Origin of the sequence: Streptomyces venezuelae (genome assembly GCF_008642335.1) — a bacterium.
Taxonomy (GTDB): Bacteria; Actinomycetota; Actinomycetes; order Streptomycetales; family Streptomycetaceae; genus Streptomyces; species Streptomyces venezuelae_F.
Genome location: NZ_CP029191.1, coordinates 6,404,319 through 6,431,073 on the forward strand (window position 1 = coordinate 6,404,319; position 26,755 = coordinate 6,431,073).

21 protein-coding genes are annotated in these 26,755 nt (G+C 72.7%); 13 read left to right on the forward strand and 8 right to left on the reverse strand.

Annotated elements, in window-relative coordinates:
- Positions 1 to 110 precede the first annotated feature (110 nt).
- From DEJ49_RS28790 to DEJ49_RS28800, 3 genes are all read left to right on the forward strand, one after another.
- Positions 111 to 980 carry a LysR family transcriptional regulator gene (locus DEJ49_RS28790; RefSeq protein WP_150186797.1) on the forward strand — a complete coding sequence of 290 codons (870 nt, stop codon included), beginning with the start codon at positions 111 to 113 and terminating at the stop codon, positions 978 to 980.
- Positions 981 to 2,067: 1,087 nt separating this feature from the next.
- Positions 2,068 to 2,490 carry a PDZ domain-containing protein gene (locus tag DEJ49_RS28795; RefSeq protein ID WP_223833029.1) on the forward strand — a complete coding sequence of 141 codons (423 nt, stop codon included), beginning with the start codon at positions 2,068 to 2,070 and terminating at the stop codon, positions 2,488 to 2,490.
- A gap of 60 nt (positions 2,491 to 2,550) precedes the next feature.
- Complete coding sequence (locus DEJ49_RS28800) at positions 2,551 to 3,675, forward strand: aminopeptidase P family protein (RefSeq protein WP_150186799.1); 1,125 nt, start codon at positions 2,551 to 2,553, stop codon at positions 3,673 to 3,675.
- A gap of 201 nt (positions 3,676 to 3,876) precedes the next feature.
- Here DEJ49_RS28800 and DEJ49_RS28805 read toward each other — a convergent pair whose 3' ends face one another.
- Both DEJ49_RS28805 and treZ read right to left on the reverse strand, forming a co-directional pair.
- Positions 3,877 to 4,890 carry an aldo/keto reductase gene (locus DEJ49_RS28805; protein WP_150186800.1) on the reverse strand — a complete coding sequence of 338 codons (1,014 nt, stop codon included), beginning with the start codon at positions 4,888 to 4,890 and terminating at the stop codon, positions 3,877 to 3,879.
- Between the two features lie 63 nt (positions 4,891 to 4,953).
- Positions 4,954 to 6,699, reverse strand: a complete 1,746-nt coding sequence (treZ, locus tag DEJ49_RS28810) for a malto-oligosyltrehalose trehalohydrolase (protein WP_150186801.1) — start codon at positions 6,697 to 6,699, stop codon at positions 4,954 to 4,956.
- A 155-nt stretch (positions 6,700 to 6,854) separates the two neighbouring features.
- Here treZ and DEJ49_RS28815 point away from each other — a divergent pair, with 155 nt between their 5' ends.
- Complete coding sequence (locus DEJ49_RS28815) at positions 6,855 to 7,406, forward strand: DUF1707 and FHA domain-containing protein (protein WP_150186802.1); 552 nt, start codon at positions 6,855 to 6,857, stop codon at positions 7,404 to 7,406.
- A 23-nt stretch (positions 7,407 to 7,429) separates the two neighbouring features.
- On the opposite strand, the gene DEJ49_RS28820 is transcribed toward DEJ49_RS28815, so the two are convergent.
- Positions 7,430 to 8,707, reverse strand: a complete 1,278-nt coding sequence (locus tag DEJ49_RS28820) for a M14 family zinc carboxypeptidase (protein WP_150188533.1) — start codon at positions 8,705 to 8,707, stop codon at positions 7,430 to 7,432.
- Between the two features lie 271 nt (positions 8,708 to 8,978).
- Here DEJ49_RS28820 and DEJ49_RS28825 point away from each other — a divergent pair, with 271 nt between their 5' ends.
- Entirely contained in the window at positions 8,979 to 10,187 is a 1,209-nt protein-coding gene (locus DEJ49_RS28825; RefSeq protein WP_223833030.1) for a cytochrome P450, read from the forward strand.
- On the opposite strand, the gene treY is transcribed toward DEJ49_RS28825, so the two are convergent.
- Positions 10,123 to 12,642, reverse strand: a complete 2,520-nt coding sequence (gene treY, locus DEJ49_RS28830) for a malto-oligosyltrehalose synthase (protein ID WP_150188534.1) — start codon at positions 12,640 to 12,642, stop codon at positions 10,123 to 10,125. The genes DEJ49_RS28825 and treY overlap by 65 nt on opposite strands.
- Before the next feature lie 90 nt (positions 12,643 to 12,732).
- Here treY and DEJ49_RS28835 point away from each other — a divergent pair, with 90 nt between their 5' ends.
- Entirely contained in the window at positions 12,733 to 14,067 is a 1,335-nt protein-coding gene (locus DEJ49_RS28835; RefSeq protein WP_150186803.1) for an MFS transporter, read from the forward strand.
- On the opposite strand, the gene glgX is transcribed toward DEJ49_RS28835, so the two are convergent.
- Positions 14,042 to 16,150 (reverse strand): glycogen debranching protein GlgX, encoded by a 2,109-nt coding sequence (gene glgX / locus DEJ49_RS28840; protein ID WP_150186804.1) that lies wholly within the window; start codon positions 16,148 to 16,150, stop codon positions 14,042 to 14,044. The genes DEJ49_RS28835 and glgX overlap by 26 nt on opposite strands.
- Before the next feature lie 193 nt (positions 16,151 to 16,343).
- On the opposite strand from glgX, the gene DEJ49_RS28845 reads away from it, so the two are divergent.
- The 4 genes from DEJ49_RS28845 to DEJ49_RS28860 all read left to right on the forward strand — a co-directional run bounded on the left by DEJ49_RS28845 (position 16,344) and on the right by DEJ49_RS28860 (position 20,608).
- Positions 16,344 to 17,093: a Tat pathway signal sequence domain protein gene (locus DEJ49_RS28845; RefSeq protein WP_223833031.1), complete on the forward strand. Its 750-nt coding sequence runs from the start codon at positions 16,344 to 16,346 to the stop codon at positions 17,091 to 17,093.
- Positions 17,094 to 17,157: 64 nt separating this feature from the next.
- Positions 17,158 to 18,474, forward strand: coding sequence for a copper amine oxidase (locus DEJ49_RS28850; RefSeq protein ID WP_150186806.1), 1,317 nt, complete (start codon positions 17,158 to 17,160; stop codon positions 18,472 to 18,474).
- A 103-nt stretch (positions 18,475 to 18,577) separates the two neighbouring features.
- A complete protein-coding gene (locus tag DEJ49_RS28855; RefSeq protein WP_150186807.1) occupies positions 18,578 to 19,819 on the forward strand; it encodes an SAV2148 family HEPN domain-containing protein in 1,242 nt (413 codons plus the stop codon).
- 78 nt (positions 19,820 to 19,897) lie between these two features.
- Positions 19,898 to 20,608: a 3'-5' exonuclease gene (locus DEJ49_RS28860; protein ID WP_150186808.1), complete on the forward strand. Its 711-nt coding sequence runs from the start codon at positions 19,898 to 19,900 to the stop codon at positions 20,606 to 20,608.
- 25 nt (positions 20,609 to 20,633) lie between these two features.
- Here the strand turns inward: DEJ49_RS28860 and DEJ49_RS28865 are convergent, their stop codons facing one another.
- Complete coding sequence (locus tag DEJ49_RS28865) at positions 20,634 to 21,497, reverse strand: phosphotransferase enzyme family protein (RefSeq protein ID WP_150186809.1); 864 nt, start codon at positions 21,495 to 21,497, stop codon at positions 20,634 to 20,636.
- Between the two features lie 170 nt (positions 21,498 to 21,667).
- Between DEJ49_RS28865 and DEJ49_RS28870 the strand changes: the two genes are divergently transcribed.
- Genes DEJ49_RS28870 through DEJ49_RS28880 form a run of 3 tightly spaced genes read left to right on the forward strand, consistent with a single transcriptional unit; the run spans position 21,668 to position 24,740 of the window.
- Positions 21,668 to 22,591, forward strand: coding sequence for a carbohydrate ABC transporter permease (locus DEJ49_RS28870; protein WP_190329474.1), 924 nt, complete (start codon positions 21,668 to 21,670; stop codon positions 22,589 to 22,591).
- Positions 22,588 to 23,424, forward strand: a complete 837-nt coding sequence (locus DEJ49_RS28875; RefSeq protein WP_411757207.1) for a carbohydrate ABC transporter permease — start codon at positions 22,588 to 22,590, stop codon at positions 23,422 to 23,424. Before DEJ49_RS28870 ends, DEJ49_RS28875 begins: the two co-directional genes overlap by 4 nt.
- A 17-nt stretch (positions 23,425 to 23,441) precedes the next feature.
- Entirely contained in the window at positions 23,442 to 24,740 is a 1,299-nt protein-coding gene (locus DEJ49_RS28880) for an ABC transporter substrate-binding protein (protein WP_150186810.1), read from the forward strand.
- Positions 24,741 to 24,759: 19 nt separating this feature from the next.
- Here the strand turns inward: DEJ49_RS28880 and DEJ49_RS28885 are convergent, their stop codons facing one another.
- Positions 24,760 to 25,470 carry a response regulator gene (locus tag DEJ49_RS28885; RefSeq protein ID WP_223833032.1) on the reverse strand — a complete coding sequence of 237 codons (711 nt, stop codon included), beginning with the start codon at positions 25,468 to 25,470 and terminating at the stop codon, positions 24,760 to 24,762.
- Positions 25,467 to 26,690, reverse strand: a complete 1,224-nt coding sequence (locus tag DEJ49_RS28890; RefSeq protein ID WP_150186811.1) for a sensor histidine kinase — start codon at positions 26,688 to 26,690, stop codon at positions 25,467 to 25,469. The genes DEJ49_RS28885 and DEJ49_RS28890 overlap by 4 nt, the downstream gene beginning before the upstream one ends.
- Positions 26,691 to 26,755 lie beyond the last annotated feature (65 nt).

The following is a 26,755-nucleotide window of genomic DNA, read 5'->3' on the forward strand; positions in this document are numbered from 1 at the left end:
TGATGTCGGATTGCTGATGTCGGTGGCCGGACGTCCACACGCCGACGGCCGGGCGCCGCCCCGGATGGTGGTGGCCGTGCCGTCGGCCGCGCCGGGGCATCCTTGCGACCATGGATCCGCACCTCCTGCGCACGTACGTGACGGTGGCCCGTCTCGCCTCCTTCTCGGAGGCGGCCCGCGAACTCGGCTACACCCAGTCCGCCGTCTCCCAGCACATCGCCGCCCTGGAGCAGGACCTCGGTGCGGCACTGCTCACCCGGCGGCCGGTGGCTCCCACCCCGGCGGGGGCGCGTCTCCTGGAGCACGCGGGCCCGCTGCTGCTGCGTCTGGACGCGGCCCGCGCGGAGGTCGTCCGCATGGCGGCCGCTCCCGAACAGGGGCTGACGCTCGCGGCGACGTCGACGGCGCTGACGCCGCGTATGGTCCGGGCGCTCCCGGTCGCGGGCGTCACCCTCGCCGTGCTGCCGCGCGACGAGGTCCCCGCGGCGGTCGCGACGGGTGCGGCCGACCTCGGCCTGGTCGACGGTCTCGCGGCGCCGAGTGACCCCCTGCGCCTGCCGGACGTCGCCCCGCTGCGCGTGCGCGGTCTCGCGGAGGAACCCGTCGCCGTGCTCCTCGCCGGGGACCACCCGCTGGCCCGCCGCACGGGGCTGCGCCTCGGCGACCTCGTGGACGCCCGCTGGATCGACGCGCCGGACACGGGGCTGCCGCTGGCACAACTCCGCGCCGCGTCCGGCACGTCGGGCTTCCGCCCCGCGCTGCGCTACGACGGCACTGACCTGCGCACCCTGACCGCGCTGGTCGCCGCGGGCCACGGTCTCGCCCTGCTGCCGCGGTGGGCGGCGGAGGAGGCACGGGGCACGGTCGCCGTACCTCTGACGGCACCCCGCGTCGTCCACCGCACGGAACTCCTCCACACCGGCACACTGCGAGGCCCCGCCCGCACCCTGACCGGCCATCTGGACATCACCCGTTCGTGAGGCGTCGACGCGGGGTCACTCCGGGTAGAGCTGTGGCCGGAGGCGAGCCATGGATCACACCACGTTGCGTCCCAAGCCGATGCCGGGCCAGACCCCGGGCCCGGGCCCTGCCCAGGACCCGGGCGGGGTCCCGGGCCGGCCCTTGGGCGGGGTTCCCGACCGGGACCCGGACGGGAACCCCGACCGACACGCCGCCCCGGTCCCGAGCGAGGTCTTCCCCGAAGACGGTGACCAGACCCGACGCCGCACCCAGGTCCAGGAGGAGGACTGGGGCCCGGGGGGTAGCCCTGGCGGGGGCGGCGGTCCGGATCTGGGCCGGGGTACGGGTGGGCGTCCGGGGCGGGGGCCTGGGGGTGAGGCCGGTCGGGGTGCTGGTGGGGGCGGTGGCCGGGAGCGGGGGTGTGACCCTGCGCGGGAGGGCGATGGGGGTTGGGGCGAGAGGCCTGGCGACAGCGTCGGGCAAGCCCTCGGACGGGAGCCCGGCCAAGGGGCGCGCCAGAGCGCCGGCCGGCACGCCGCCCCGATTTCCGGCGAGTACACCACCCCCCGTTTCGGTGAGCGCACCGCCCCCAACTCCCGCGACCACGCCACCCCGAGCTTCGGCGAGCACCTCGCCCCCAGCTCCGGCGAGTACGTCACCCCGAGTTTCGGCGAGCCCGCCGCCCCCGGCTCCGGCGAGTACGCCAACGCGGCCTCCAGCCCCGCCGAGTACGCCACCCTCCCCCCACGCTCCGGCGAGCACAGCACCGTCCCCCCACGTTCCGGCGAGCACGCCACCCTCCCCCCACGCTCCGGCGACCCCCTCGCCCCCCTCGACCCACTCGCCCCCCTCGACCCCCTAGGCCCCCCGCCGCCCCGCCCCCCTCGCCGTCGCCGTCGCGGTTCAGCTCCAAAATCAGCGCGCCCGGCGCCTGGCGATCGTCTCCGCTCGCCGGTCAAGCCCCGCAAAACTCGCCGCCCCCGCCCCCACGCCGCCCGGCGTCGTCCCGGTAGGCGGTGGGGGACGGTGGTCTTCGGTGGGCTTTGCGCTGCCGTCCTCGTGTTGTCGGGGATCGGCATCGGGACCGTGGGTGCCGGCGTCATCGGGATGAGCAAGCTCGCCGGGGCGGGGGAGACCGTGGCCGGGTCTGCCGGGGCGGTGTCGGCCCACGGCTCCGGCGTACCCGTGACCGGGCCGAAAACGCCCGCCCCCAGCCCCCGCAACACGCTCCCCCCACAGCCACGCCCACGCCCTCCCGCCGCCACCCTCGGCATCGAGGCCGTCGACGCGCCCCGAAGCGCGGGTGCGGGTGCCCTGCTCGTCGGGGTGCACGTGCCGGGGCCCGGGCACGCCGCGGGGCTCGTGCGCGGCGACACCGTGGTCGTGTTCGGCGGAACCCGCATCGGCTCGGCCGCCGAGCTCGCCGCGCAGGTCGGCCGCGCGCGGGCCGGCCGGACCGTGACCCTGACGGTGCGCCACGAGAGCGGCGCGCGGCAGGTCCTGGCCGCACGGCCCGGCGTCGTCACCTGACCCGGGCTCGCGGTCGCGTGCCGGGAAGGGCAGGATCTCCGTGGACAACAGGAGGTCATCATGAGCAGCGCGCCCGCGCCCTTCACCGCCGACGACTACCGAGCACGTATGGAGCGGGCCGCCGCCGCGGCCTCGGACGCGGGTCTGGTGGGCGTGCTCGTCGCCCCGGGCCCCGACCTCGTCTGGCTCACCGGCTACCGGCCGACCGCGGACACCGAACGCCTGACGCTCCTCGTGCTCGCGGCAGGACAGGACCCCGTCCTCGTCGTGCCGACCCTGGAGGCCCCGGACGCCGCGCGCGCCGTCGGCGCCGACGCGCTCATCCTGCGGGACTGGACCGACGGCAAGGACCCGTACGCCGTCACCGCGCCCCTCCTGGACCTGTCCGGCCGCTTCGGAGTGAGCGACAACGCGTGGGCGATGCACCTGCTCGGCTTCCAGCAGGCGCTGCCCGACACCTCCTACGTATCGCTCACGCAGGCCCTGCCGATGCTCCGCGCGGTCAAGGACGAGGCCGAGCTGGAGCGCCTCGCGGCGGCGGGCGCGGCGGCCGACGCGGCGTACGAGGAGATCCAGAAGGTGCCCTTCGCGGGGCGCAGGGAGACGGACGTCGCCGGCGATCTCGCGGACCTGCTGCGGAGGTTCGGGCATTCGCAGGTGGACTTCACCGTCGTCGGCTCGGGGCCCAACGGCGCCAACCCGCACCATGAGGCGGGCGACCGCGTCATCGAGCGGGGCGACATGGTCGTCCTCGACTTCGGCGGACTCCTGCACGGGTACGGCTCAGACACCTCCCGCACCGTCCACGTGGGGGAGCCGACCGCCGAGGAGCAGCGCGTCCACGACGTGGTGCGCGAGGCGCAGGCGGCCGGCTGCGCGGCGGTGCGGCCCGGCGCGGCCTGCCAGGACATCGACCGCGCGGCCCGCGACGTCATCACCGAGTTCGGCTACGGCGAGTACTTCATCCACCGCACCGGCCACGGCATCGGCGTCACCACCCACGAACCGCCCTACATGATCGAGGGCGAGGAGCAGCCCCTCGTGCCCGGCATGTGCTTCTCCGTGGAGCCCGGCATCTACCTGCCCGGCCGCTTCGGCGTGCGCATCGAGGACATCGTGACGGTCACCGAGGACGGCGGGCGGCGGCTCAACACCACCGCCCGCGAGATGGCGATCGTCGACTGACGCCAAGGGGCAGAGAACAACCGCCCTAGGGCCTGTGTCGAAAGTCCCGCCTGCCCGGCGGCGTCCGGCACGCGCCCTCGCGGCGTTGTCGGGTCGCCCCGATACAACCAGTATCGGGGCGACCCTCCGCCTTGCGATCGCACGCGCCGGACGCCGCCGGGCCCGCCCTCCGGGCGGACGACGGGACTTTCGACACAGGCCCTAGCCGACATCTGTGCGCGGGCCGGTGCGCGGCTCGCGCCCCGGATAGTGCGCGAGGACGTTGTACGGGTACGGCAGCGGCCGCGCGCTCGCCTCGGTGAGCCGGTCCCGCTGCCCGGCCGTCAGCTCCCAGTCCACGCAGCCGAGGTTGTCGGTGAGCTGCTCGACGGAGCGCGCCCCGACGATCGGCGCGGTCACACCGGGCTGCTGGAGGAGCCAGCGCAGTGCCACCTGTGCCGGGGACCGCCCGGTCTCCCGGGCGACCTCCAGGACCGCGTCGACGACCCGCCACGTGTCCTCCGTGGCCCGCTCCTCCCAGCTGGCCGCGCCCCGCGTGCCCTCCGGCGGGGCCGCCATGCCCCGCCGGAACTTGCCGGAGAGCCAGCCGCCGTGCAGCGGGCTGTACGGGATGACGCCGACGCCTTCCGCCTCGCTGAGCGGCAGCAGCTCCCATTCGATGTCGCGCCCGAGCAGGTTGTAGAACGGCTGCAGGGACGCGTACGGCTCCCAGTCGTGCGCCCGCGCCACGTCGAGGGCCTTCTGCAGCTGCGCCCCGGAGTGGTTGCTCGCGCCCAGGTAGCGCACTTTGCCTGCCTTCACGAGGGTGTCCAGGGTGGACAGGGTCTCCTCGACGGGCGTCGTCGCGTCCCACACGTGCGTCTGGTAGAGGTCGATGTAGTCCGTGCCGAGCCGCCGCAGACTCGCCTCGACGGCCGACACGATGTGCTTGCGGCTCAGGCCGCCGGCGTTAGGCGCGTCGCTCATCGTGGCGAACACCTTGGTGGCGACGACGAGTTCGTCCCTGCGGCGGCCCTTGAGCCAGCGGCCGAGGATCTCCTCCGACAGGCCGCGTCCGTACATGTCGGCCGTGTCGATGAACGTGCCGCCGGCCTCCGTGAACGTGTCCAGCATGCGGTGCGACGTCGCCTCGTCCGCGCCGCTGCCGAACGTCATCGTGCCGAAGCAGAGTTCGCTGACGCGCAGACCGGTCCGGCCCAGAAATCGTTGCTTCATGATCCGCCTCCCGAGGGTGGGCCCCGACGTTACGCGGTCGTCGGGTTCACGGGGTCGTCGAGTTCACGCGGTCGCCAGGATCACGCACGATTCGGCCGGCAGCCGCACCACCCCGTCCGCGCCCGGCGCCTCGACCCGCTCCCACGCGGCGAGCACGCGCGCGTGGCGCCCGTCCAGCGGCACGGTGACGGGCTCCTTGCCGAGGTTCACGGCGATCCGCAGATCCCCGCGCCGGAACGCGAACCAGCGTGCCCCCTCGTCGTACGCGACGCGCACCGCCGCCAGATCGGGGTCCGTCAGGTCGCCGCGGGCGCGCCGCAGGGCGATGAGTTCCCGGTGCCAGGCGAGAAGCCGCGCGTGGTGGCCCTCCGCGGGCTCGGACCAGTCCAGGCAGGAGCGGTCGCGGGTCCCGTGGTCCTGCGGGTCGGGGATGTCCTCCTCGGCCCACCCGTGCGCCGCGAACTCCCTGCGCCTGCCCCGGCGTACGGCCTCGGCGAGTTCGGGGTCCGTGTGGTCGGTGAAGAACTGCCAGGGCGTCGCGGCGCCCCACTCCTCGCCCATGAACAGCATCGGGGTGAACGGGCTCGTGAGGGTGAGCGCGGCCGCGCAGGCGAGCAGGCCGGGGGAGAGGGAGGCCGAAAGGCGGTCTCCCAGGGCGCGGTTGCCGATCTGGTCGTGCGTCTGCGCGTAGCCGAGGAAGCGGTACGCGGGTGTCCGCGCGCGGTCCACGGGGCGTCCGTGGGCGCGGCCGCGGAACGTCGAGTACGTCCCGTCGTGGAAGAAGCCGTGCGTCAGCGTCTTGGCGAGCGCGGCCAGCGGGGCGCGCGCGAAGTCTTCGTAGTAGCCCTGCGCCTCACCCGTGAGGGCGGTGTGCAGCGCGTGGTGGAAGTCGTCGTTCCACTGCGCCTGGAGGCCGAGTCCGCCCCGCCCGCGCGGGGTGACGATCCGCGGGTCGCCCAGGTCCGACTCGGCGATCAGCGAGAGCGGCCGGTCGAGCTCGGCGGCCAAGGAGTCGACGGCGACGGAGAGTTCCTCCAGGAAGTGGTATGCGCGCGTGTCCACCAGCGCGTGCACCGCGTCGAGGCGGAGGCCGTCGATGCGGTAGTCGCGCAGCCAGGCCAGGGCGCTGCCGATCAGGTACGCGCGCACCTCGTCCGAGCCGGGCGCGTCCAGGTTGACGGCGGCGCCCCACGGTGTCTGGTGCGTCTCGGTGAAGTACGGGCCGAAGGCGGGCAGGTAGTTGCCTGACGGGCCGAGGTGGTTGTGGACGACGTCCAGGACGACGCCGAGGCCGTGCGCGTGCGCCGCGTCGACAAATCGTTTCAGCGCCTCGGGCCCGCCGTACGGCTCGTGCACCGCCCAGAGCGACACCCCCTCGTACCCCCACCCGTACCGCCCGGGGAAGGGGCACAGCGGCATCAGCTCCACGTGCGTGATGCCCAGCTCCGCGAGGTGCCCGAGCCGCTCAGCCGCCGCGTCGAGGGTCCCTTCGCGCGTGTACGTCCCCACGTGCAGCTCGTACAGGACCGCGTCCCGCACCCCCCGCCCGGCCCACGGCGTGCGCCACGCGTACCGGTCGTGGTCGACGACCGCGCTGAGCCCGTCGGGGCCCTCCGGCTGGCGGCGCGAGCGTGGGTCGGGCAGGACCGGGCCCCCGTCCACCGAGAAGCCGTAACGGGTGCCGTCCTCGGCCGCCGCCTCCCCGGTCCACCATCCCGCGCGGTCCCCGTCGCGCTCCAGCGCGCGCGTGGCTCCCGCGCACTCCAGGACGACCCGCTCGGCCTCCGGCGCCCACACTTCGAACCTCACCGACGGTTCTCCCTCGTCCGCTGTCCGTCACACCGTGCGTCCCATGGTGCGTCAGAAACCCGCGGTCCGTGGGGGGATCCGGCCGGGAAGCGATCGAACGCCGCTCGAATCACCCGTTCTGGACACCCGGGCGGCGAGTGACGGACAATTCCCTGGTGACATCCTCTTTCGAGTTCTCCACGTACCCCGCGCGGGTGACGGACGCGGAGCGCGACCGGGCGCTGGACGCACTCAAGGAGGGCGCGGCCGTCGGCAGGCTCTCGCACGACACGTTCCTGCGGCGCATGGAGCTCGTGCTCGCCGCCAGGCGGCCCGACGAACTGGCCGCTCTCACCGACGACCTGCGGACCGAGAACCGGTGGTCCCGCATGGTGCTCGGCGGTGTGGGCGCGGTCTCCGGGTTCACGATGAAGCTGCGCAGGGCCTGGCAGGCCGAACGCCTGCCCAAGCTGCTGCTGCCCTCGCCCGACAGCGCCTTTCCGCTGCGGATCGGCCGCGACCCCGCCAACGGCCTGCGGCTGAGCCACGACACGGTGTCCCGGGTCCACGCCGAGCTGCGGCGGCAGGGCGGTGTGTGGGTGCTGCGCGACCTCGGCTCGACGAACGGCACGTCCGTGAACGGCCGCAGGGTGACCGGTGCGGCGATCGTCCAGGACGGTGACTCGGTGAGCTTCGGCCGGATGGCGTTCCGACTCTCGACCAGCTGAGCGCCTCCTGCGGGCTCGGGCGGTCAGCCCGTCGCGCGGTCGCCGTCGGCTTGTACGCGCGCGTGCCGCGCGGCCGCGACCGTCGTGCGCGACTGGTGCTCCACCTGATGCTCCAGCGGCACCCAGCGGGCTCTGAACCGTTCGGCGAACGCCTCGCTCCACTGCGCCACGAGCAGTTCCAGGCGCGGCGCCGCCCGGTCGCCCGCCTCGTCCAGGACCCGCAGCAGCATCGCCGCGGCCCGCAGCGGCAGGCGCCTGCCGAAGGCGTCGACGCTCCCGATGTACGCCCGGGACGTCCCCGCGGGCGGCAGCCGCCGCCAGTCGTCGGCGAGACCGGGCACCAGCGCGAGCGCCCACCGCACGGCCCGCAGCAGCGGCCCGTCCGGGACCCCGCACGCGCCGTTCCGGGACAGCCGCGGCAGGGCGTCGGCCAGGATGTCCTCCACGAGCCGTGCGTCGCGCCGCAGCCGTCCCGCGAGCGCCCGCATCGCCAGGGTCGGCGTCGGGTGCGGCTGCGGGTCGTCGACCAGATCGCTGGCCCACATCGGGACCTCGATGATCGCGGTGCGCCCGCCGTAGCGGTGGATGTGGTGCCAGGTGGTGCGCCGGGCGTCCTCGGGCAGGCTCGGGTACGCCGCGTCCGTGCCGGGCCGGGGCAGCACGTGGACGCCCGGCCCTGACACCGGCCAGCCCGCGGCGTCCGACGCCCCCGTCTCCACCGGGATGTGCAGTTCCGCGGCCGACTTGACGAAGGGCTCGGCGAGGCCGGGGATGTCCTTCGTGAGCTGTATCCAGCTGCCGCCCAGGTCGGTGCCGTGCAACGACACCTGCAAGTAGGGGCGCAGTTCGTCGATGACGGCGGTCAGGGCGCGGGTCTCGGGCGGCAGCCGGTCGGGCGGCAGGACGGAGGGCGACCACTCCGGCTGCTCGGGCCCCGCCGGGCGGAAGAAGTTCCGGTGATAGTCGAGGAGCGTGCGCGGGGCGGGTGTGCGGTGCAGGCTCGCGCCGTCCGGGTCCGCGCAGAGCAGGAAGTGCCACGAGGTGTCGCTGCGCAGCCGTGGATCGCGCAGGGCCCGTTCCGCGAGGTGCAGCAGCGTGGAGCCACCGGCCGGCTCGTTGGCGTGCGCGCCGGCGACGACGAGGACGGCGCGCGGCCGGTGCCCTATGGAGAGCAGGTGCAGGGGCCGCCCCGCACGCGAGGTTCCCACTTCGCGAAGGGAGGCCAGATCGGGGCGGTGTGCTGACAACTGCCGCGCGGAAAGGACGAGTTCAGGAACACTCGGATAGTGCTGCACCGCCAGTTGGCCCCCCGTCCGGTTCACCCCTGAGGCAATCGCAGTACCCCATGCCCCGGGAGACGTGTCAAGGACGCGTCCGCCCGCCCGACGTGACGGCGGCCGTCACTCGAACGGCCGTACGTGGCCTGCGACGGAGACCGCCCAGTGGTCCTCTGGAACACACCCGCGCGGCCGTTCGCCGCGCCGACGCACAGGTGGGAGCCCCGCGGTGCGCTGCCCTCCCGTCCCGCCGGACGGTCCGATACCCCCGCCGGAAACACGTCCCGCCCTGCGCGTGCCGTCCGCGTTGAACACCGGCTCCGCGTCGGCCGAGGTGCGCCCCCCGCCGTTCATGTCGTGCGCCCCCGCGGACACCCGGCCCCGCACACCGCGGCTGCCCAGGGCGGTGCCGCCCAGCCTCGTGTCGCCCGGTGTCGCGACCGACCCGTACCCCGTGTTCAGGGTGTTGCGGGAGGGCTTCCCGCTGGTGCGGGACGAGCTGCTCGGGGCGTGGGTCGTGAGCCGGTACGCGGACGTGTGCGGGGCCCTCGGCCAGGAAGGGCTCGTCGCGGTGCCGCCGGGCCGGACCCTCACCCACATGGAGGGCGCCACGCACCGCGCCCACCGCGCCCTGGTCGAACCCGCGCTGCGGGGCCGCGCCCTCGCCGCCCTGGCCGCGGGCGCCTCACGCACCGCCTACGTCCTCGCCCGCCGTATCGCCGCCCGCGAGGAGGCCGACCTCTTCACCGAGTTCTGCCAGTGGCTGCCGACCGCCGCGGTCATGGCGGCCCTGGGCCTGACCTACGAAGACACCGCCCGCGTACAGGAGTGGTGCCGCGGCGGCCTCACCCACCTCGGCGGCCACCACCACGAGCTCGACGCCTGCCTGCGCCCCCACCTGGCGCGCCGCAGGGCCCACCCGGGCACCGATCTGCTCTCCGTGCTGTGCGGCGCCGAGGTCGACGGCAGGCCGCTCTCCGACGAGGCCGTGTGCGGACTCGTCGGCTCGCTGCTCGGCGGGGGCGGAGAGGCCACCGCCCTCGCGTTCGCCTCGTTCCTCGCCAACCTTCTCGACGACCCGCACCAGCTGGCCCTCGTCCGCGACGAGCGCGCACGGATCCCCGCCGCCTGGGCGGAGTCCCTGCGCCGCGACCCGCCCGCACCCGTCGTCCTGCGCCGCGCGGCCCGCCAGGTCACCGTCGCCGGTGCGCCCCTGCCCGCGGGGACCGTCGTGGCGTGCCTGGTCGGCGCCGCCAACCGGGACCCCGCCCGGTTCGCCCACCCGGACCGCTACGACATCCACCGCTCCGACCCCGGCCGCCTCGCCCTCGGCACCGGCCGCCACGCCTGTCCGGGCGCCGAGCTCGCCGCCCGCACCGCCGAGTACGGCCTGCGCGCCCTGCTCGACGCCCTCCCCGGCCTGCGCTGGGCGCCCGGATTCAGACCGGCTCCCCGGGGACTGCTGACCCGCGGTCCGCGGACTCTTCTCGTACGTCCCCGGTAGGAGGCGCCCCGGCCTCCTCGGCTCCGGAGGCACGCGCGAGGAGCGCCACAGGCGACGAGGCGAACAGCTCCTCCACGCGCGCGTGCCCCTCGAACTCCCTCCCCGGAGCGAGCAGATCGGCCCACCGGCCCGGCGGGAGCGCGAGCTCCGTCCCGCGCCAGCCGCCCGCGTCCGCGAGCCGCAGCGACAGCCGTGTCACGGCGGTCACGATCTCCCCGGAGCGCGCGAACGCCACACAGTGCCCGGCGCCGGGCCCCTCCGCGGTCAGCGGCTCGTACGTCGCCGCACCGCCGAACAGCTCGGGCCTTCGCCCGCGCAGCCGCAGCGCCGTCGCCGTGAGCGCCAGCTTCTCCTCCGAGAGGTCCCAGCGTTCCCGCTGCGAGTCGAGCCGCTCCAGGACGTGTGGCTGGAAGCGGGCGGGCCGCCGGTTGTCCGGGTCGACCAAGGCGCGGTACTCGCCCTCCGTGCCCTGGTAGACGTCGGGCACGCCGGGCATCGTCAGCTGCAGCAGCGCCGCCCCCAGGACGTTCGCCCGCACATGCGCGTCCATCTCCCGCGCGAAGGACGCCACCGCGTACAGCGGCGGCCCGCAAGGACCCGCCTCCACGAACGCGGCCACCGCCTTCTCGTACGCCTCGTTCTGCTCGGTCCAGCTCGTGTGCAGGCCCGCCTCGCGCACGTGCTTCAGGAGGGCGTTCTGCAGCCGCTGGTCGTAGGGGAACCCGAAGCCGACGGCCGTCTGCCAGGCGGCCCAGGCCAGTTGCGGGTCGGGCGCGCCCGTGCCGCCCATGCGCGAGGTCTGCTCGGTGACCTCGGCGAGGAGGTCGGCCCACCGGCCCGGGCACTGCGTGAGGACGGAGATGCCCGCCCGTACGTCCGCGCTGCGCTTGGTGTCGTGGGTCGTCAGGACCGTGCCGGAGTAGGGCCAGTCGCGCTGCACGCGCGCGCAGTACGCGTGGAACTCCTCCACGGGCACCGCGGGCCGCTCGGGGGCGCCGCCCACCTCCGCCGCCGAGAGCAGTGGCGCGTGCCGGTAGAACGCGGTGTCCTCGACGGCCTTGGCGCGCAGCGCGGACGCGGTCTGCGCGAACCGCGCACGGAACTCCGCCATGGCGCCGGCGGCCTCCGCGGCCTCTCCGACGGCCCTGACGCGGCCAAGGGCCAAGTCCCGTACGACATCGACCGCGCGGGCCTCCTCGGGCACGCTGAAGGCCGCCCTGGCCTCTTCGGCGGCCTGCTCGGTGAGGACCGTCTCGGGTGCGTCGCCCCCGGAGACGTACGGCCGGTAGACGGGAAGCCGGACGAGCAGCTCCCTGAGGGCGGTGCGCAGCGTCCACGGGGCGTGGTCGCGCAGCGCGGGGACCGTCGCGCAGATCGCGCCCGCCGCGCGCGTGAGGCGGGCCACCTCCGCGGCCAGTTCGCGCGTGACGACCTTGTACGCGGCGCGGCGCACCGTCGCCTCCCAGTCGCCGCCCCGGTCGGCGGGGGCCGCGGCGAAGCGCCGGTACTGGCCGAGGAGTTCACCGGCGCCCGCGGGGTCGGCGAGGACGCCGTCGATGTGGCGCAGGGCGTCGTACCCGGTGGTGCCGGCCACGGGCCAGGCGGCGGGCAGGCGCTCCCCGTCGGCGAGGATCTTCTCGACGACCGTCCACCGGCCGCCGGTCGCCTCGTGCAGCTTCTGGAGGTACGCCCCGGGGTCCGCGAGACCGTCCGGATGGTCGATCCGCAGCCCGTCGACGACCCCCTCGCGCAGCAGCTGCAGGATCTTCCCGTGCGTCGCGTCGAAGACGTCCGGATCCTCGACACGCACCCCGATGAGATCGGAGATGGTGAAGAAGCGGCGGTAGTTGAGCTCGGTACGAGCCAGCCGCCACCAGGACAGGCGGTACCACTGCGCGTCCAGGAGCTGCTGGAGCGGCAGCTCCGCCGTGCCCTCCCTGATGGGGAACGCATGTTCGTGATAGTGCAGTACGTCCCCGTCGACCCGCAGCTGTCCCAGCTCGTCGCCCAGCCTGCCGCCGAGGAACGGCATCAGGACGCGCCCGCCGCCCGCGTCCCAGTCGATGTCGAACCAGCGCGCGTAGGGCGAGCCGGGGCCCTCGCGCAGCACCTCCCACAGCGCGTGGTTGTGGCGCGGCACCGCCGCCATGTGGTTCGGCACGATGTCCACGACCAGACCGAGCCCGGACTGCCGCGCGGTGCGGGACAGGGACCGCAGCCCGTCCTCGCCGCCGAGTTCGTCGCGCACGCGCGCGTGGTCCACGACGTCATAGCCGTGCGTGGACCCGGGAACGGCTTCGAGCACCGGTGACAGGTGCAGATGCGAGACACCGAGCGAGGCCAGATGGGGGACGGCCGCCTCGGCGGCCGCGAAGGGGAAGTCCGGTTGCAGCTGCAGCCGGTACGTGGCGGTGGGCGGCGGCGGTACCGCGGGGCCGGGGCGCTCCGGCGTCATGCGCGTCATGCGAACGTACGTACCCGCTCGGGAGGCTTTCGTGTCATCGACTCATGCGTGCGGGGACGACGGCGTCGTTAGCGTCGGACGATGGCTGAGAACACACGGGACGCGTACCGCACGGTGCTTCGGATGACGGGGGCGCCGCTGCCGGTCGTCTCGTTCCTCGGCAGGCTCCCCGTGGCCATGATCCAGTTCGGCAGTGTGCTGCTGGTGACCGAGACCAGCGGATCGCTGGCCACCGGCGGGATCGTCGCCTGCGCGCTCGCGCTCGGCCAGGTGACCCTGGGCCCGTTCGTCGGGCGCCTCGCGGACCGGCGCGGCCAGCGCTCCGTCGTCCTCGCCTTCTCCCTCGTCAACGCCGTGGCCATCGCGGCGTACACCCTGGGCGCCCTCGCCGACCTGCCGACGCCCGCGCTCGTCGCACTCGGCGCGCTGGCGGGCGCGACGATCCCGGGGATCGGCCCGCTGGCGAGGGCCCGGGTCGTCCCGCTGGTCCGCGCCAAGGGCGGCGACGACCGGCTCGCGGGGACCGTGCTGTCCCTGGAGAGCACCATGGACGAGCTGTCCTTCGTCCTCGGCCCCGCCCTGGTGGGCCTCGCGTCCGTCGCGGGCCACCCGGCGTACGCCTTCGGCCTCGCCTCGCTCCTGGTCGCCGTCTGCGGCACGGCCTTCGCCCTGCACCCGACAGGACATACGCCCAAGGCGGTCGCCGGGAACCCGGCACGCGCGCGTGGCGGACGCCCGCGGCTTCCGCGCTCCGTGTACGTGGTGCGGGTGGGGCTCCTGTTCCTCGGGGTGCTGCTCGGCGCCTGCGGTGCGGGCATCACCGCGCTCACCGACGAGCTCGGCCGGCCAGGGCAGGCGGGCCTCGTGTACGCGGCGATGGGCGTCATGAGCGCGGTGGTCGGCCTCTCCATGGCCGCGCTGCCCGAACGCTTCGGACTGATCGCCCGCTGGCGCGTGGCGACGGCCGCGGCGGCGCTCCTGTCGCTGCCCCTGGTGTGGACGGACAGCCTGATCGGCCTCTACGTAGTGGTCACTCTGTTCGGCGCGATCTACGCCCCGAACCTCATCACCGGCTTCGCGCTGACCGAGCGCGCCGTGCCGCCGCAGCGGCTCGCCGAGGGCATGACGTTCGCGGCGAGCGCGTTCGTCGGGGGCCAGGCGGTGACGTTCGCGGTGGCCGGGCGCCTGGCGGAGTCGCACGGCGCGGGGGCGGCGTTCGCCCTCGGCAGCGCGGCCGCGGCGGTCGCGTTCGTGATCGCGCTGATCGCCCGCCACGACCCGCACCGCCACGACCCGCACCGCCACGACCCGCACCGCCACGACCCGCACCGCCCCGGCCCGTCGCACGACCCCTATGAGGAGCCCCGCACGGCCACGGCCACCGCCACCGTCACGCCGGACGCTGCAGCACCGTGAGACTCCGGTCGGCCAGCGTGAGCCGGTCGCCCGCCCGCACCTTCGGCCCCGGCTCCGGCGGCACCCCGTCCTCGTGCGCCGTGTCGATCACGAGCTGCCACTGACGGCCGTGGTTGACCGGCACCACGAACTCGATCGCCTCCGGGGACGCGTTGAACAGCAGCAGGAACGAGTCGTCGGAGATCCGCTCCCCGCGTGGCCCGGGCTCCGAGATGGCGTTGCCGTTCAGGAACACACTGAGCGCCCGCGCCTGCGACGAGTCCCAGTCCGGCTGCTCCATCTCGTCCCCTTCCGGGGTGAACCAGGCGATGTCGGACAGTTCGTCGTGCGTGCCCTGGACCGGCCTGCCGTGGAAGAAGCGGCGCCTGCGGAAGACCGGATGGTCGCGCCGGAGCATCGCCATCGTGCGGGTGAAGGTGAGGAGGGAGTTCTCGCCGTCCGGCCAGCGCACCCACGCCAGTTCGTTGTCCTGGCAGTACGCGTTGTTGTTGCCGGACTGCGTGCGCGCGAACTCGTCGCCGTGGCTGAGCATCGGCACGCCCTGGGAGAGCATCAGCGTGGCGGTGAAGTTCCGCATCTGCCGCGCCCGCAGCGCCAGGATGTCCGGATCGTCCGTCTCGCCCTCGGCGCCGCAGTTCCAGGACCGGTTGTGACTCTCGCCGTCCTGGTTGTCCTCGCCGTTGGCGTGGTTGTGCTTCTCGTTGTACGAGACGAGGTCGTGCAGGGTGAAACCGTCGTGGCAAGTGGTGAAATTGATGGACGCGAGCGGGCGCCGCCCGTCGTCCTGGTAGAGATCGGACGAGCCGGTGAGCCGCGACGCGAACTCCGCGAGGGTGCGCTGTTCGCCGCGCCACAGATCGCGGACCGTGTCGCGGTACATGCCGTTCCACTCGGTCCACAGAGGCGGGAAGTTGCCCACCTGGTAGCCGCCCTCGCCGACGTCCCAGGGCTCGGCGATCAGTTTCACCTGGCTGACCACCGGGTCCTGCTGCACCAGGTCGAAGAAGGACGACAGCCGGTCCACCTCGTGGAACTGGCGGGCCAGCGTCGCCGCGAGGTCGAAGCGGAACCCGTCCACGTGCATGTCCTGGACCCAGTGCCGCAGCGAATCCATGATCATCTGGAGGACGTGCGGCGAGCGCATCAGGAGCGAGTTGCCGGTCCCCGTGGTGTCCATGTAGTAGCGCGGGTCGTCGGTCAGGCGGTAGTACGAGGCGTTGTCGAGGCCCTTGTAGGAGAGCGTCGGGCCCAGATGGTTGCCCTCGGCGGTGTGGTTGTAGACGACGTCGAGGATCACCTCGATGTTCGCCTCGTGGAGCGCCTTCACGGCCTGCTTGAACTCCAGGACCTGCTCGCCGCGGTCGCCCCAGGAAGCGTACGCGTTGTGCGGGGCGAAGAAGCCGATGGTGTTGTAGCCCCAGTAATTGTTCAGGCCCATGTCGACCAGACGGTGGTCGTTCACGAACTGGTGGACCGGCATCAGCTCCAGGGCGGTGACGCCGAGACCGGTGAGGTGTTCGATGATCGCCGGGTGCCCCAGCGCCGCGTACGAGCCGCGGAGCTCCTCCGGAAGGTCCGGATGCAGCATCGTCAGGCCCTTGACGTGCGCTTCGTAGAGCACCGTTTCGTGGTACGGGGTGCGCGGGGGTCGGTCGTCGCCCCAGTCGAAGTACGGGTTGACCACGACCGACGTCATCATGTGGGGCGCCGAGTCCATGTCGTTGCGCTCGTCGGGCTCGTCGAAGTGGTAGCCGTACACCTCCTCCCCCCAGTCGATGCGCCCGCTCACCGCGCGCGCGTAGGGATCGAGGAGCAGCTTGGCGGAGTTGCACCGGTGCCCCTGCTCGGGTGCGTAGGGACCGTGCACGCGGAAGCCGTACCGCTGGCCCGGCATGATGCCGGGCAGGTACGCGTGCCGCACGAACGCGTCGGACTCGCGCAGCTCGACGGCGGTCTCCGAACCGTCGTCGTGCAGCAGACACAGCTCCACTCGCTCTGCGGCCTCGGAGAAGACCGCGAAATTCGTGCCCGCTCCGTCGTACGTGGCACCTAAGGGATACGCCTGCCCAGGCCAGACCTGCATGTATACGACTCTTCCACTCACGCCCCCTCGACTTGGGGCCACTTCGGCCAGAGTGTGCCCGAAAGTGGGGCAACCACCCAGGAGTTGTACCCGTCTAACCGTCTGACCACATACTCGGCATGCCCATGAATGGGGCGCCAGGGGAGTAGGGGGAGTAGTGCGAGACATAGTCAGACGCCACCTGGGGAAGGTGGTGGCCGGCACGACGGTCGCGGTCGCCGCGGCAGCCGTGCTGGTGGGCGTCAATCTGTCGGGGTCCGAGGCGGGCGGCTCGGGGGACCGTCAGGCCAACGCGGCGGCGGCGCAGCAGGACGCCGTGGCGAAGGATGGTGTCGTGGAGGCGGCGCCCGAGGAAGGCGCGAAAGGCGTCGGCAGCGACCCGCTGACCGATGAGGAGATCGAGCGGGCCGAGAAGGCCTCGGTGTCGGGCCCGCTGCGCTCCAGCGCCCGGGACGTCGAGGGGGACCGCGGGCCGCAGCTGCTGTCCACCAACCTCAGCGAACCGGACCCGAACGGCGGCGACGCGCCGCGCAGCGCCGAGGTCGTGTACTACGACTACAAGAAGGACACCGTCATCACCAAGACGGTCAACCTGGAGACCGGCAAGGTGGCCGACACGGTCACCACCAAGAACGTGCAGCCACCGCCCAGCCAGGAAGAGCTGGCCGAGGGCGCCAGGCTGCTGATCGCCGACCCGCTCGGCAAGGGCCTGAAGAAGGACTTCAAGCACGCCACGGGCAAGGCGCTCACCGGCCCCGACCAGCTGCAGCTGAGCGGCATGGTCTTCCGCAAGGAGACGGTGAAGCGCGTGCCGTCCAGCCTCGGCGACTGCGGCAAGAACCGGTGCCTGCAGGTCGTCACCAAGGTCAAGAGCGGCCCGTGGATCGACACCAGGGCCCTCGTCGTCGACCTGAGCACCCGCACGGTGGGCCGCCTCGGCTGATCCCGGCCACCCGCTCACGACACCACACGCCACCTTCTCCTCGGACGAGGGAGTCCACTTCACCATGCACGTCAACAGACTTTCGCGCGCCCGAAAGAGGGCCACGATGGCCCTCGCGGTCTCCGCGCTCGTCGGCGGCGCCGTCACCGTCGCCGGACCCGCGACTGCGGCCCCGCGGGCCCCGCAGGCGCCGACCGCCGCGGCCGACTGCAGCGACGCGTACAAGATCGAGCAGACCGTCGACGGCGGCACGACCTGGCGCATGTGCTGGCACTACAACACGCTCTCCGGCCTGATCCTCGACAAGATCAGCTACCAGCCGAAGGGTGAGGCGAAGCCCATCCCGGTCCTCACCAGCGCCCGGCTCGCCCAGGTCCACGTCCCCTACGACGACGGCCAGGCCGAGTACGACGACGTCACCGGCACCGACTTCGGCCAGGCCCTGCAGAACCTCAACCCCGGCGAGTGCCCCGGCGGCACCATCAAGACCGTCAAGGTCCCGCACCGCGGCGACGTGAAGGGTCTGTGCGCCACCACGCGCGCGCGTGGGCACGCCTACCGCCTCAACGACGACGCGAGCACCGGCGGTACCGGAAAGACCTACACGGGCCAGGGCAAGGACCTCCTCGTCTACACCGTGAACAAGGCCTCCTGGTACGAGTACATAACGGAGTGGCGCTTCTCCTCCGACGGCACCATCACCTCCAACGTCGGCGCCACCGGCAGTCTCTCGCCGTACGACTACGACGGCGGCGACGACCGCGGCTGGCCGATCGGCAAGGGCGACCAGGCCAAGGCCGAGAGCCACGCCCACAACGTCTTCTGGCGCCTCAACTTCGGCCTCGACGGCTCCCCGAAGGCCAAGGTCGAGCAGTACGACTCCAAGGTCACCCCGCCCACCGGCGACGGCAGCCCCACCACGAAGACCACCCGCACCAAGGTCACCAAGGAGCTCGCCGGCGACCGCAAGGACATGCGCTGGTGGCGTGTGGTCAGCAACACGGGCAAGAACAAGGACGGCCACCCGCGCTCGTACGAGATCGTGCCGGGCCCCAGCAACAAGCACGCGGGCCGCGAGTTCACCAAGCACGACGTGTACTTCACCCAGTACAAGAAGTGCGAGCAGTACGCGAGCAACAACATCGGCTGCCCCAACGGCACCCCGGACAGCGTCGACAAGTGGGTGAACGGCCAGGCCATGGACCACCCGGTCACCTGGGTCCACATCGGCTTCCACCACATCGCGCGTGACGAGGACCAGCAGCCGATGCCGGTCCACTGGCAGGGCTTCTCGCTGGCCGCGCGCGACGTGACCGCTATGAGCCCGCTCACTCCGCAGGATCTCGCCAACCAGAACGGCCAGCCGCCGCTGGGCGGTTGAGAAACTGCCCGGCCCATCGGGCTGCACCGCCCGCCGCTCCCGGAGTACCCTTCCTTGATCGTTGACCGGGGGAGTGTTCGCGGGAGCGGAAGGCGGTGCGCGGGTGAGCTCGGGCGGGCGGGAGCTGCCCCCTGGTGACGAGGGTCACGAGGGGAGCTCCGCGGACGTACCCCCTGGAGCGGTGTCCCTGGCCCGGCCGATGGAGATGGAATCTCAGATCGGACCGGAACTGGACTGGGACGCCGACGCCTGGCGCGAGGTCCGTACGCGCGCGCAGCGCGCGGGGCGGGCCTACATCTGGCTGAACCTGGTGGAGCAGCGGCTGCGCGCGGTCGTGGCCGCTGTTCTGCGTCCCGTCTACGAACCCGTCCACGCCGACGACTGGGTCGTCGCCGCGGCGGGCCCGGCCGGGCAGGAGTGGGTGCAGCGGGCCGTCGCCGTGCGTGAGGTGAGCCGCCGCAAGGGCTATCTGCTCGACCCCGCCGACGACAACGTCCTCAGCTTTCTGACACTGCCGCAGCTGCGTGAGCTGATGGTGCAGCACTGGCCGTGCTTCGAGCCGTACTTCGACGACCGGCGCGACGTCGAGCTCGCCCTCGACGAGCTGGAGGTCACGCGGAACGTCGTCTCCCGCAACCGCGCCCTCTCCGAAACGGTCCTCGCCCAGGCCGAGCGCGCCTCCGCCCGCCTCCTGGACATGCTCGGCTCCGGCACCGACACGCCCTCCGCGCGGCGGCTGCCCGTCGACGCCGTCGAGGATCTGGTCGGCGACCGGTACGCGGACGTGGTGGCCGTGCACTCGGACCGGGTGCGGCTCCTGCGCCGGTTCCCCGCGGAGGACATGTTCGGCGGCGCCCGCAGGCTCGACGCCATCGGGATAGGGCTCAACCTCCTCGTGCAGAACTTCTCCGGGCGGCGGCTGGTCCGGCTCGCCGAGTCCGGCTGCCGGACGCGGCTGCTCTTCCTCAATCCGGCCAGCAGCGCGGTCAAGCGCCGGGAACGCGAACTGGGGATAAAGAAGGGTGAGTTGAGCCGGTCCGTCGAGATGAACATCCTGCACATGCGCCGGGTCAGGGCGCGGCTCAAGGACCCTGGCGCGTTCGAGATCCAGGTGTTCGACGAGACGCCGCGCTTCACCGCCTATCTGGTCGACGGGGACGGTGCGGACGGCATCGGTGTCGTCCAGTCGTATCTGCGCAGGACCCGCGGGATGGAGGCGCCGGTGCTCGTGTTGCGGGGCGGCAGCCGGGTGGTCAAGTCGGGCGATCCGGGCGACGGCGGCCTTTTCGCCACATACCGCGAGGAGTTCGAGGTGGCCTGGGCGGACTCGCGCCCGGTGTCCTGACTCCGCCCCCCGGATTGTCAGTGGCGCATGGGATCGTGGTGGTCACTGGGGGAAAGCACCACGAAGAAGGGGGCGGCCATGGGCTGGCACCAGGAGCTGCTGATCGGTTTCGACCTGGAGACGACAGGGACGGATCCGAACGAGGCGCGCATCGTCACCGGCGCGGTCATCGAGGTCAAGGCCGGCGAGACGCTGGGGCGCCGCACCTGGCTCGCGGACCCGGGAGTTCCGATCCCGCCGGACGCGGTGGCCGTGCATGGCATCACGAACGAACGGGCGGCGGCCGAGGGCAGACCCGCCGCCGAGGTCGCGGACGCGCTCGCCGACGTCCTCACGTCGTACTGGCTGTCGGGCGTCCCGGTCGTCGCGTACAACGCGGTCTTCGACCTCAGCCTGCTCTCCGCCGAGCTCCGCAGGCACGGCCTGCCGTCCCTGCGCGACCGGCTCGGCGGCATCGCCCCCGGCCCGGTGATCGACCCGTACACGATCGACCGCACCGTCGACCGCTACCGCAGGGGCAAGCGGAATTTGGAGGCGGTCTGCACGGAGTACGGAGTGCGGCTCGAGTCCGCCCACGACGCCGCGGCCGACGCCCAGGCCGCCGCCCGCCTCGCCTGTGCGATAGCCGACCGCCACCCGAAGGTCGCGTCCCTCGGCCCCGCGGACCTGCACCGCAGCCAGATCGGGTGGTACGCGGAATGGGCGGCGGACTTCCAGGACTTCCTGCGCAGGAAGGGCAACGCGGACGCGGTCGTGGACGGGGTGTGGCCGCTGCGCGCGGAGAGCTGACCGTCCCGATCGGAAAGCCGACGGCTTAGAAGGGGTACCAGCGGACCTCCGCGTCCCCGTCCCTGAGCGACGCCACCCGCCTGCGGAACTCGACGAGCGCCTTGGGGTTGGACGGCGCGTGCTGCGCGACCCACGCGCAGCTGGCCGTCTCGCGCGCGCCGCGCAGCACGGCGCACCCCTCCCACTCCCGCACGTCCCAGCCGTACGTCGACACGAGCCCGTCGTACGCCTCCGGCGCGAGCCCGTACCGGTCGCGGGAGAGCGCCATGACGACCAGGTCGTGCTCCCGCAGGTCGAAGGAGAAGGTCTCCAGGTCCACGAGCACGGGGCCGTCCGGACCGACCAGGACATTGCGGGGCAGCGCGTCCCCGTGGATGGGCCCCGGCGCGAGACGGGGCGTCAGCGCCGCCGCGGCCGCCGCGAACCCGTCCCTGCGCTCGCGCAGATAGTCCGCGTCGGCCGGATCGACCGCGTCACCCGCGAGCCGTAGCCACCGCTCCACGCCACCGAGCAGTTCACGGCGGGGGAGCTCGAAGGAGGGGGAGTCCAGATCGTGCACACGACGGATCAGCGCGGCGAGATCGCGCGGCTCGGCGGGGCGCACCGCCTCCGGCAGCCGGTGCCAGAGCGTCACCGGATGGCCGTCCACCAACCGAGCCTCGGACTCGGCGGCCCGCACGGCAGGGACGCCCGCCTCTTCCAGCCAGCGGGCGACCGCCGTCTCGCGCCGCGCCCTGGCCAGGAGCTCGGGGGCTGCCCGCCCCACCTTGACGACCAGCTCGCCGACGGCGAACACCGCGTTCTCGCCGAGGGCGAGGAGCCGGGCCCCGCCCGTCGGCACCGGCAGATCCGCCGCGTCCAGTACGTCCCGCGCCCGCGCCTCGTCCATCCCGTGCCTCCCGCACCTGTTGCCCCGTTCGCCCGACAGTCTCGCATTCGCACAGGCCAACCGGTCTGCGAGGGCGCGCAGCTGCTTGACGTATCAAGATCACATCAGCACGATGACGGAGGCCGCCGGGGCGGCCGCATCCGCACGAGCCGCCCGAAGGAGCCGATCCCGTGACATTGGCGACCGCAACGAAGCGGTCAGCGAGAGGGAAGCCGGGACGCGGCGTCGCGGACCACGGCGCGTGGTTCCTCGTGCTGCCCGCCCTCATCCCCATTCTCGTCCTCAGCGTCGGACCGCTCCTCTACGGCATCGCGCTGGCCTTCACCGACTCCCAGTCGGGCCGCACCGAACCCACCCAGTGGGTCGGCGCCCTCAACTTCCAGGACCTGCTGCACGACACGCTGTTCTGGGACTCGTTCCGCATCGGCCTGCTCTGGGCGTTCGGCGTCACCGTGCCGCAGTTCTTCCTCGCGCTCGGCCTCGCCCTCCTGCTCAACCAGCCGCTGCGGATGCGCTGGCTCGCGCGGGCGCTGGCGATCATCCCGTGGGCGATGCCCGAGGTCGTCGTCGGCATCATGTGGCGGCTCGTCTACCACCCGGACGCGGGCGTGCTCAACGAAACGCTCTCCGATCTCGGCCTCGGCGACGGCAAGGACTGGCTGACGGGCACGGCCACCGCGCTCTTCGCCGTCATCGTCGTCGGCGTCTGGGCCGGCATGCCGCAGACCACCGTCGCCCTGCTCGCCGGACTGCAGAACACCCCGCGCGAACTGCACGAGGCCGCCGCGATGGACGGCGCGGGCGCCTGGCGTCGGTTCACCACCGTCACCTGGCCCGCGATCAAACCGATCGCCCTCGCCATCACCGCGCTGAACTTCATCTGGAACTTCAACTCGTTCGCCCTGGTCTACGTCCTCACGCAGGGCGGCCCCGGCGGCCGCACCCGCCTCCCCATGCTCTTCGCCTACGAAGAGGCGTTCCGCTACGGCCAGTTCGGCTACGCGGCGGCCATGGGCTGCGTGATGGTCGCGGTGATCTCCGTCATCCTGTCCGTCTACCTCGTGGGCCGACTGAAGGGAGGCGACGAGGCATGATGCGCACGACAAAGCCGGCGCGCGCCGCACAGTACGTGGCGCTCGCCGCCTACCTCGTCTTCCTCGCCTTCCCGTTCCTCTGGCTGATCTCCACGGCGTTCAAGCCCGCGCGGGAACTGGGCAGCCTGCACCCCACCTGGATCCCCAAGGACCCGACCCTGGACAACTTCCGCCAGGCCTTCGACGAGCAGCCGCTCCTGCGGGCCGCGGGCAACTCCCTGATCGCGGCGCTCAGCGCGGCCCTGATCGCGGTCGTCATCGCGACACCGATGGCGTACGTCATGGCCAGGCACCGCAACCGCGTCGCGAAGGCGGCCACCGGCTGGGTGGTGATCAGCCAGGCGTTCCCGTTCGTCCTGATCATCATCCCGCTGTTCCTGATCCTGAAGAACCTGCACCTGATCAACTCGCTGCTCGGCCTGATCATGGTCTACGTGGTGTGGTCGCTGCCGTTCGCGCTGTGGATGCTCGTCGGGTACGTCCGCGCGGTCCCGACCGAGCTGGAGGAGGCCGCAGCGGTGGACGGCGCGAGCAAGGTGCGCACCTTCGTCTCGGTCGTCGCGCCGCTGCTCGCCCCCGGCATCGTGGCCACCGCGATGTTCGCCTTCATCACCGCATGGAACGAGTTCTTCTTCGCGCTCGTCCTGCTCAAGACCCCGGAGAAGCAGACGTTGCCGGTCATCCTCAACCGCTTCATCGGCACGGAGGGCGTCGCCGACCTCGGGCCGCTCGCAGCGGCGGCGTTCCTCGCGACCATCCCCTCGCTCGTCATCTTCGCGATCATCCAGAAGCGGATCACGGGCGGCATGCTGGCGGGGGCGGTGAAGGCCTGATGCGCAGGGCACCGCGCATGGCATCGCGCAGGGCACCTCGCCTGGGAGCCGCCGTCGCCGCGCTCACGCTGCTGCTCGCCGGATGCAGCGGTGACTCCGGGGACGACGACGGGAAGATCACCCTCCAGTTCCAGTCCCTGGCGTGGCAGAAGGAATCCGTCGACGCCAACAAGGCGCTCGTCGAGGAGTGGAACGCCACCCACCCGGACGTGCGTGTCGAGTACATCCAGGGCAGCTGGGACAGCGTCCACGACCAGCTGCTCACCTCCTTCGAGGGCGGCGAGGCGCCGGACATCATCCACGACGCCTCGGACGACCTCGCGGACTTCGCGTACGGCGGGTATCTCGCGGACATCGGCGACCTCCTGCCCGAGCGCCTCAAGGCGGACATCCCGCAGCGCAGCTGGGAGACGGCGACCTTCGACGGGAAGATCTACGGAGTGCCGTTCCTCCAGGAGCCGCGCGTCCTGATCGCCAACTCCAAGTGGCTGAAGAAGTCGGGGGTGCGCGTCCCGACGCCCGGGAAGCCGTGGAGCTGGCCGGAGTTCCGGAAGATCACCAAGGAGCTCGGCGACGGCACGGACGGGAAGTACGGCGTCGCCTGGCCTCTCAAGGAGCCGGTCTCGGCCACGCTCAACCTCTCCCTGTCGACCGGCGGGAAGATGTTCCACCGGGGCGCGGACGGCAAGGTCGACGTCCGCTTCGACGCGCCCGACCAGGTCATGCCACGCACGGTCCACGACCAGGTCAACGTCGACAAGAGCGCGTCCGGCAGCACCCTCGGCATGGGCGGCTCCGACACCCTGCCCGGCTTCTTCGGCGGCAAGTACGCGATGGTCCCGCTCGGCTTCTCGTACCGCCAGCAGATCGTCCAGCAGGCGCCGAAGGGCTTCGAGTGGCAGGTGCTGCCCGCCCCGGCGGGCGAGGAGGGGCTCGCGCAGGGCGTCAGCCCGCAGACCCTGTCCGTCTCTGAGGACAGCGCCCACAAGAAGGAGGCGGCCGAGTTCATCGACTTCTTCCTCCAGCCGAAGAACATGGTGAAGCTCGCGCGCGGCGACTGGATGCTGCCGACGGGCGAGGAAGCGCTGCAGGACCCCGCCCTGCGCACGGAGAAGAACGGCTGGTCCGCGGGCACGGCCCTCTCCGAGGACCTGCGGCCGGCGCCCGCCCAGTCCGTGCGCGGCTACCCCGAGTGGAAGGACAAGGTCGCCACCCCGGCGCTCCAGGAGTACTACAGCGGGGCGATCGACCTCGACGAACTGGAGAAGCGGCTGGTGAAGGACGGGAACCTGGTGCTGGCGCGGTACCAGCGCTGAAGGTCTGGGGGCGGGGGTGTCACAGCCCCGCGCCGGGCTGTCCCGCGCCGGACTGTCCCGCCCGTACAAGGCCCGACTCGTACGCCGCGATGACCGCCTGCGCGCGGTCGCGGACGCCGAGCTTGGCGAAGATGCCGGTGGCGTGGTTCTTCACGGTCTGGACGCCGATCGCCATCTGCTGTGCGATCTCGGCGTTGTCGAGGCCCGCGGCGATCAGCCGCAGCACCTCCACCTCGCGTGGCGTGAGCCCGGAGAGGTCGGCGCCGGGCGGGGCGGGCGCCGGGGCCGGGGCCACGAATGTGGCGAGCAGCCGGGTCAGGAGCCGGGGCGCGACGACGGCCTCGCCGCGGTGGACGGTGCGCAGCGCGGCCACGAGTTCCTCGGGGGAGACGTCCTTGGGCAGGAACCCCGACGCGCCCGCCCGCAGGGCGCCGACCACGTGCTCGTCCATGTCGAAGGTGCTGAGCGCGAGGACCCGGCACCCGGGCAGCTCGGCGCTCAGCCGCTCGGTGGCCCTGACCCCGTCGAGCACCGGCATGCGGATGTCCATCAGGACGACGTCCGGGCGGAGTTCGTGGGCCGCGGCGACGGCCTGCGCACCGTCGTCCACCTCGCCGATGACCTCGATGGCGGGGTCCGAACGCAGGATGAGGGAGAGACCTCGGCGTACCAGGGGCTGGTCGTCGGCGATGAGCACGGTGATCCGCTCGGGCGACATGGCAGAGGTCATCGGGGCGTCTCGTCTTTCTCGTCGTTCGAGTCGAGTTCGTACGTATCCGCGGGCAGCGGCACTTCCGCGGTCACCGCGAAGCCGCCTTCCGGACGGTTGCCCACGTGCAGGGAACCGTCGTGGAGGGCGATGCGTTCCCGCATGCCGAGGAGACCGTATCCGCCTCCGGTGCGGTTCGTGCCGGGGTCCCCGCCGCCCGCGCCGTCGTCGGTCACCTCGACGGCGACCCGGTCCGGGAGGTAGGTGAGCCGGACCGTCGCGCGGGCGGGCCCCGCGTGCTTGCGGGCGTTGGTGAGGGCTTCCTGGACGATGCGGTAGAGCGTGAGGCCGACGGTCATCGGCAGCGGCCGGGGCCGCCCGGTGACGTGGAGTTCGACCGGCAGACCCGCCGCGACCGAGTCGGCGACGAGCCGCTCGATGTCGTTCACCCCGGGCTGAGGTTCCGACGGCGTCTCGTCCGGAGTCTCGGTGCTGCGCAGGACGCCGAGGAGCTGCCGCATCTCGTGCAGGGCCGTGCGGCCCGACTCCTCCAGGGTCACCAGCGCCTCACGGGCCGTCTCCGGATCGCGGTCCAGGGTCGACCTGGCACCGCCGGACATCAGGTACATGGTGGTGATGTGGTGGGCGACGATGTCGTGCAGCTCCCGCGCGATGCGGCGCCGTTCCTCCGTCACCGCCCGGTCGGCGAGTAGCCTGCGGTTGATGTCCAGCTGCTGCTTCCACTGCCGCACGGCCAGACCTATGGCGACGAGCAGGCAGGGCGTGACCACCACGTCGGTGATGCCGATCCCCAGGACAGCCTGGTCGGTGTTCAGGTACCGCAGGACCTGCACGGGCGCGGCGGCGACGACGGAGAGCGCGACGGCCCGCCGCTCGCTGTACCGGGCGACGGTGTAGAGGGCCACCGACACGGCGGCGCCGTAACTGTTGGACATGGCCACACCCGGGTCCACGACGAGCCCCGTGTTGACGGCCAGCTGCACGCCGAGGACCGCGCCGAGCACGGGCACCGGGTGCTGACGCCGGAAGAGCAGCGGGACCACGGCGAGGCAGATCAGCAGGACGCCCGGGACGGTGACGCGCGCGCCGGTCCCCTCCTCGCCGGGCGCGAGATAGGACAGTACGTCGAGCGTCACCGCGGCAACGGCGAGGACCACGCCGCCCACGGTCGGCCGCGCGCTCTCCGCGGGCGGTACCGGAGGGAAGAAGTCGCGTCCCATCCGGGCGCCTCCACATATGCACTCATCGAACCGGCTGATCCGGGTCGTCTCTCTTCCGCACCATT

Excerpts from the sequence above, each read along its gene's own strand:
- DEJ49_RS28790 (WP_150186797.1), top strand. The coding sequence starts at position 111 with ATGGATCCGCACCTCCTGCGCACGTACGTGACGGTGGCCCGTCTCGCC.
- DEJ49_RS28875 (WP_411757207.1), top strand. The coding sequence starts at position 22,588 with ATGATGCGCACGACAAAGCCGGCGCGCGCCGCACAGTACGTGGCGCTC.
- DEJ49_RS28860 (WP_150186808.1), top strand. The coding sequence starts at position 19,898 with ATGGGCTGGCACCAGGAGCTGCTGATCGGTTTCGACCTGGAGACGACA.
- DEJ49_RS28890 (WP_150186811.1), bottom strand. The coding sequence starts at position 26,690 with ATGGGACGCGACTTCTTCCCTCCGGTACCGCCCGCGGAGAGCGCGCGG.
- DEJ49_RS28865 (WP_150186809.1), bottom strand. The coding sequence starts at position 21,497 with ATGGACGAGGCGCGGGCGCGGGACGTACTGGACGCGGCGGATCTGCCG.
- treY (WP_150188534.1), bottom strand. The coding sequence starts at position 12,642 with ATGACGCCGGAGCGCCCCGGCCCCGCGGTACCGCCGCCGCCCACCGCC.
- DEJ49_RS28880 (WP_150186810.1), top strand. The coding sequence starts at position 23,442 with ATGGCATCGCGCAGGGCACCTCGCCTGGGAGCCGCCGTCGCCGCGCTC.
- DEJ49_RS28885 (WP_223833032.1), bottom strand. The coding sequence starts at position 25,470 with ATGACCTCTGCCATGTCGCCCGAGCGGATCACCGTGCTCATCGCCGAC.
- DEJ49_RS28800 (WP_150186799.1), top strand. The coding sequence starts at position 2,551 with ATGAGCAGCGCGCCCGCGCCCTTCACCGCCGACGACTACCGAGCACGT.
- glgX (WP_150186804.1), bottom strand. The coding sequence starts at position 16,150 with ATGCAGGTCTGGCCTGGGCAGGCGTATCCCTTAGGTGCCACGTACGAC.
- DEJ49_RS28805 (WP_150186800.1), bottom strand. The coding sequence starts at position 4,890 with ATGAAGCAACGATTTCTGGGCCGGACCGGTCTGCGCGTCAGCGAACTC.
- DEJ49_RS28850 (WP_150186806.1), top strand. The coding sequence starts at position 17,158 with ATGCACGTCAACAGACTTTCGCGCGCCCGAAAGAGGGCCACGATGGCC.
- DEJ49_RS28795 (WP_223833029.1), top strand. The coding sequence starts at position 2,068 with ATGAGCAAGCTCGCCGGGGCGGGGGAGACCGTGGCCGGGTCTGCCGGG.
- DEJ49_RS28835 (WP_150186803.1), top strand. The coding sequence starts at position 12,733 with ATGGCTGAGAACACACGGGACGCGTACCGCACGGTGCTTCGGATGACG.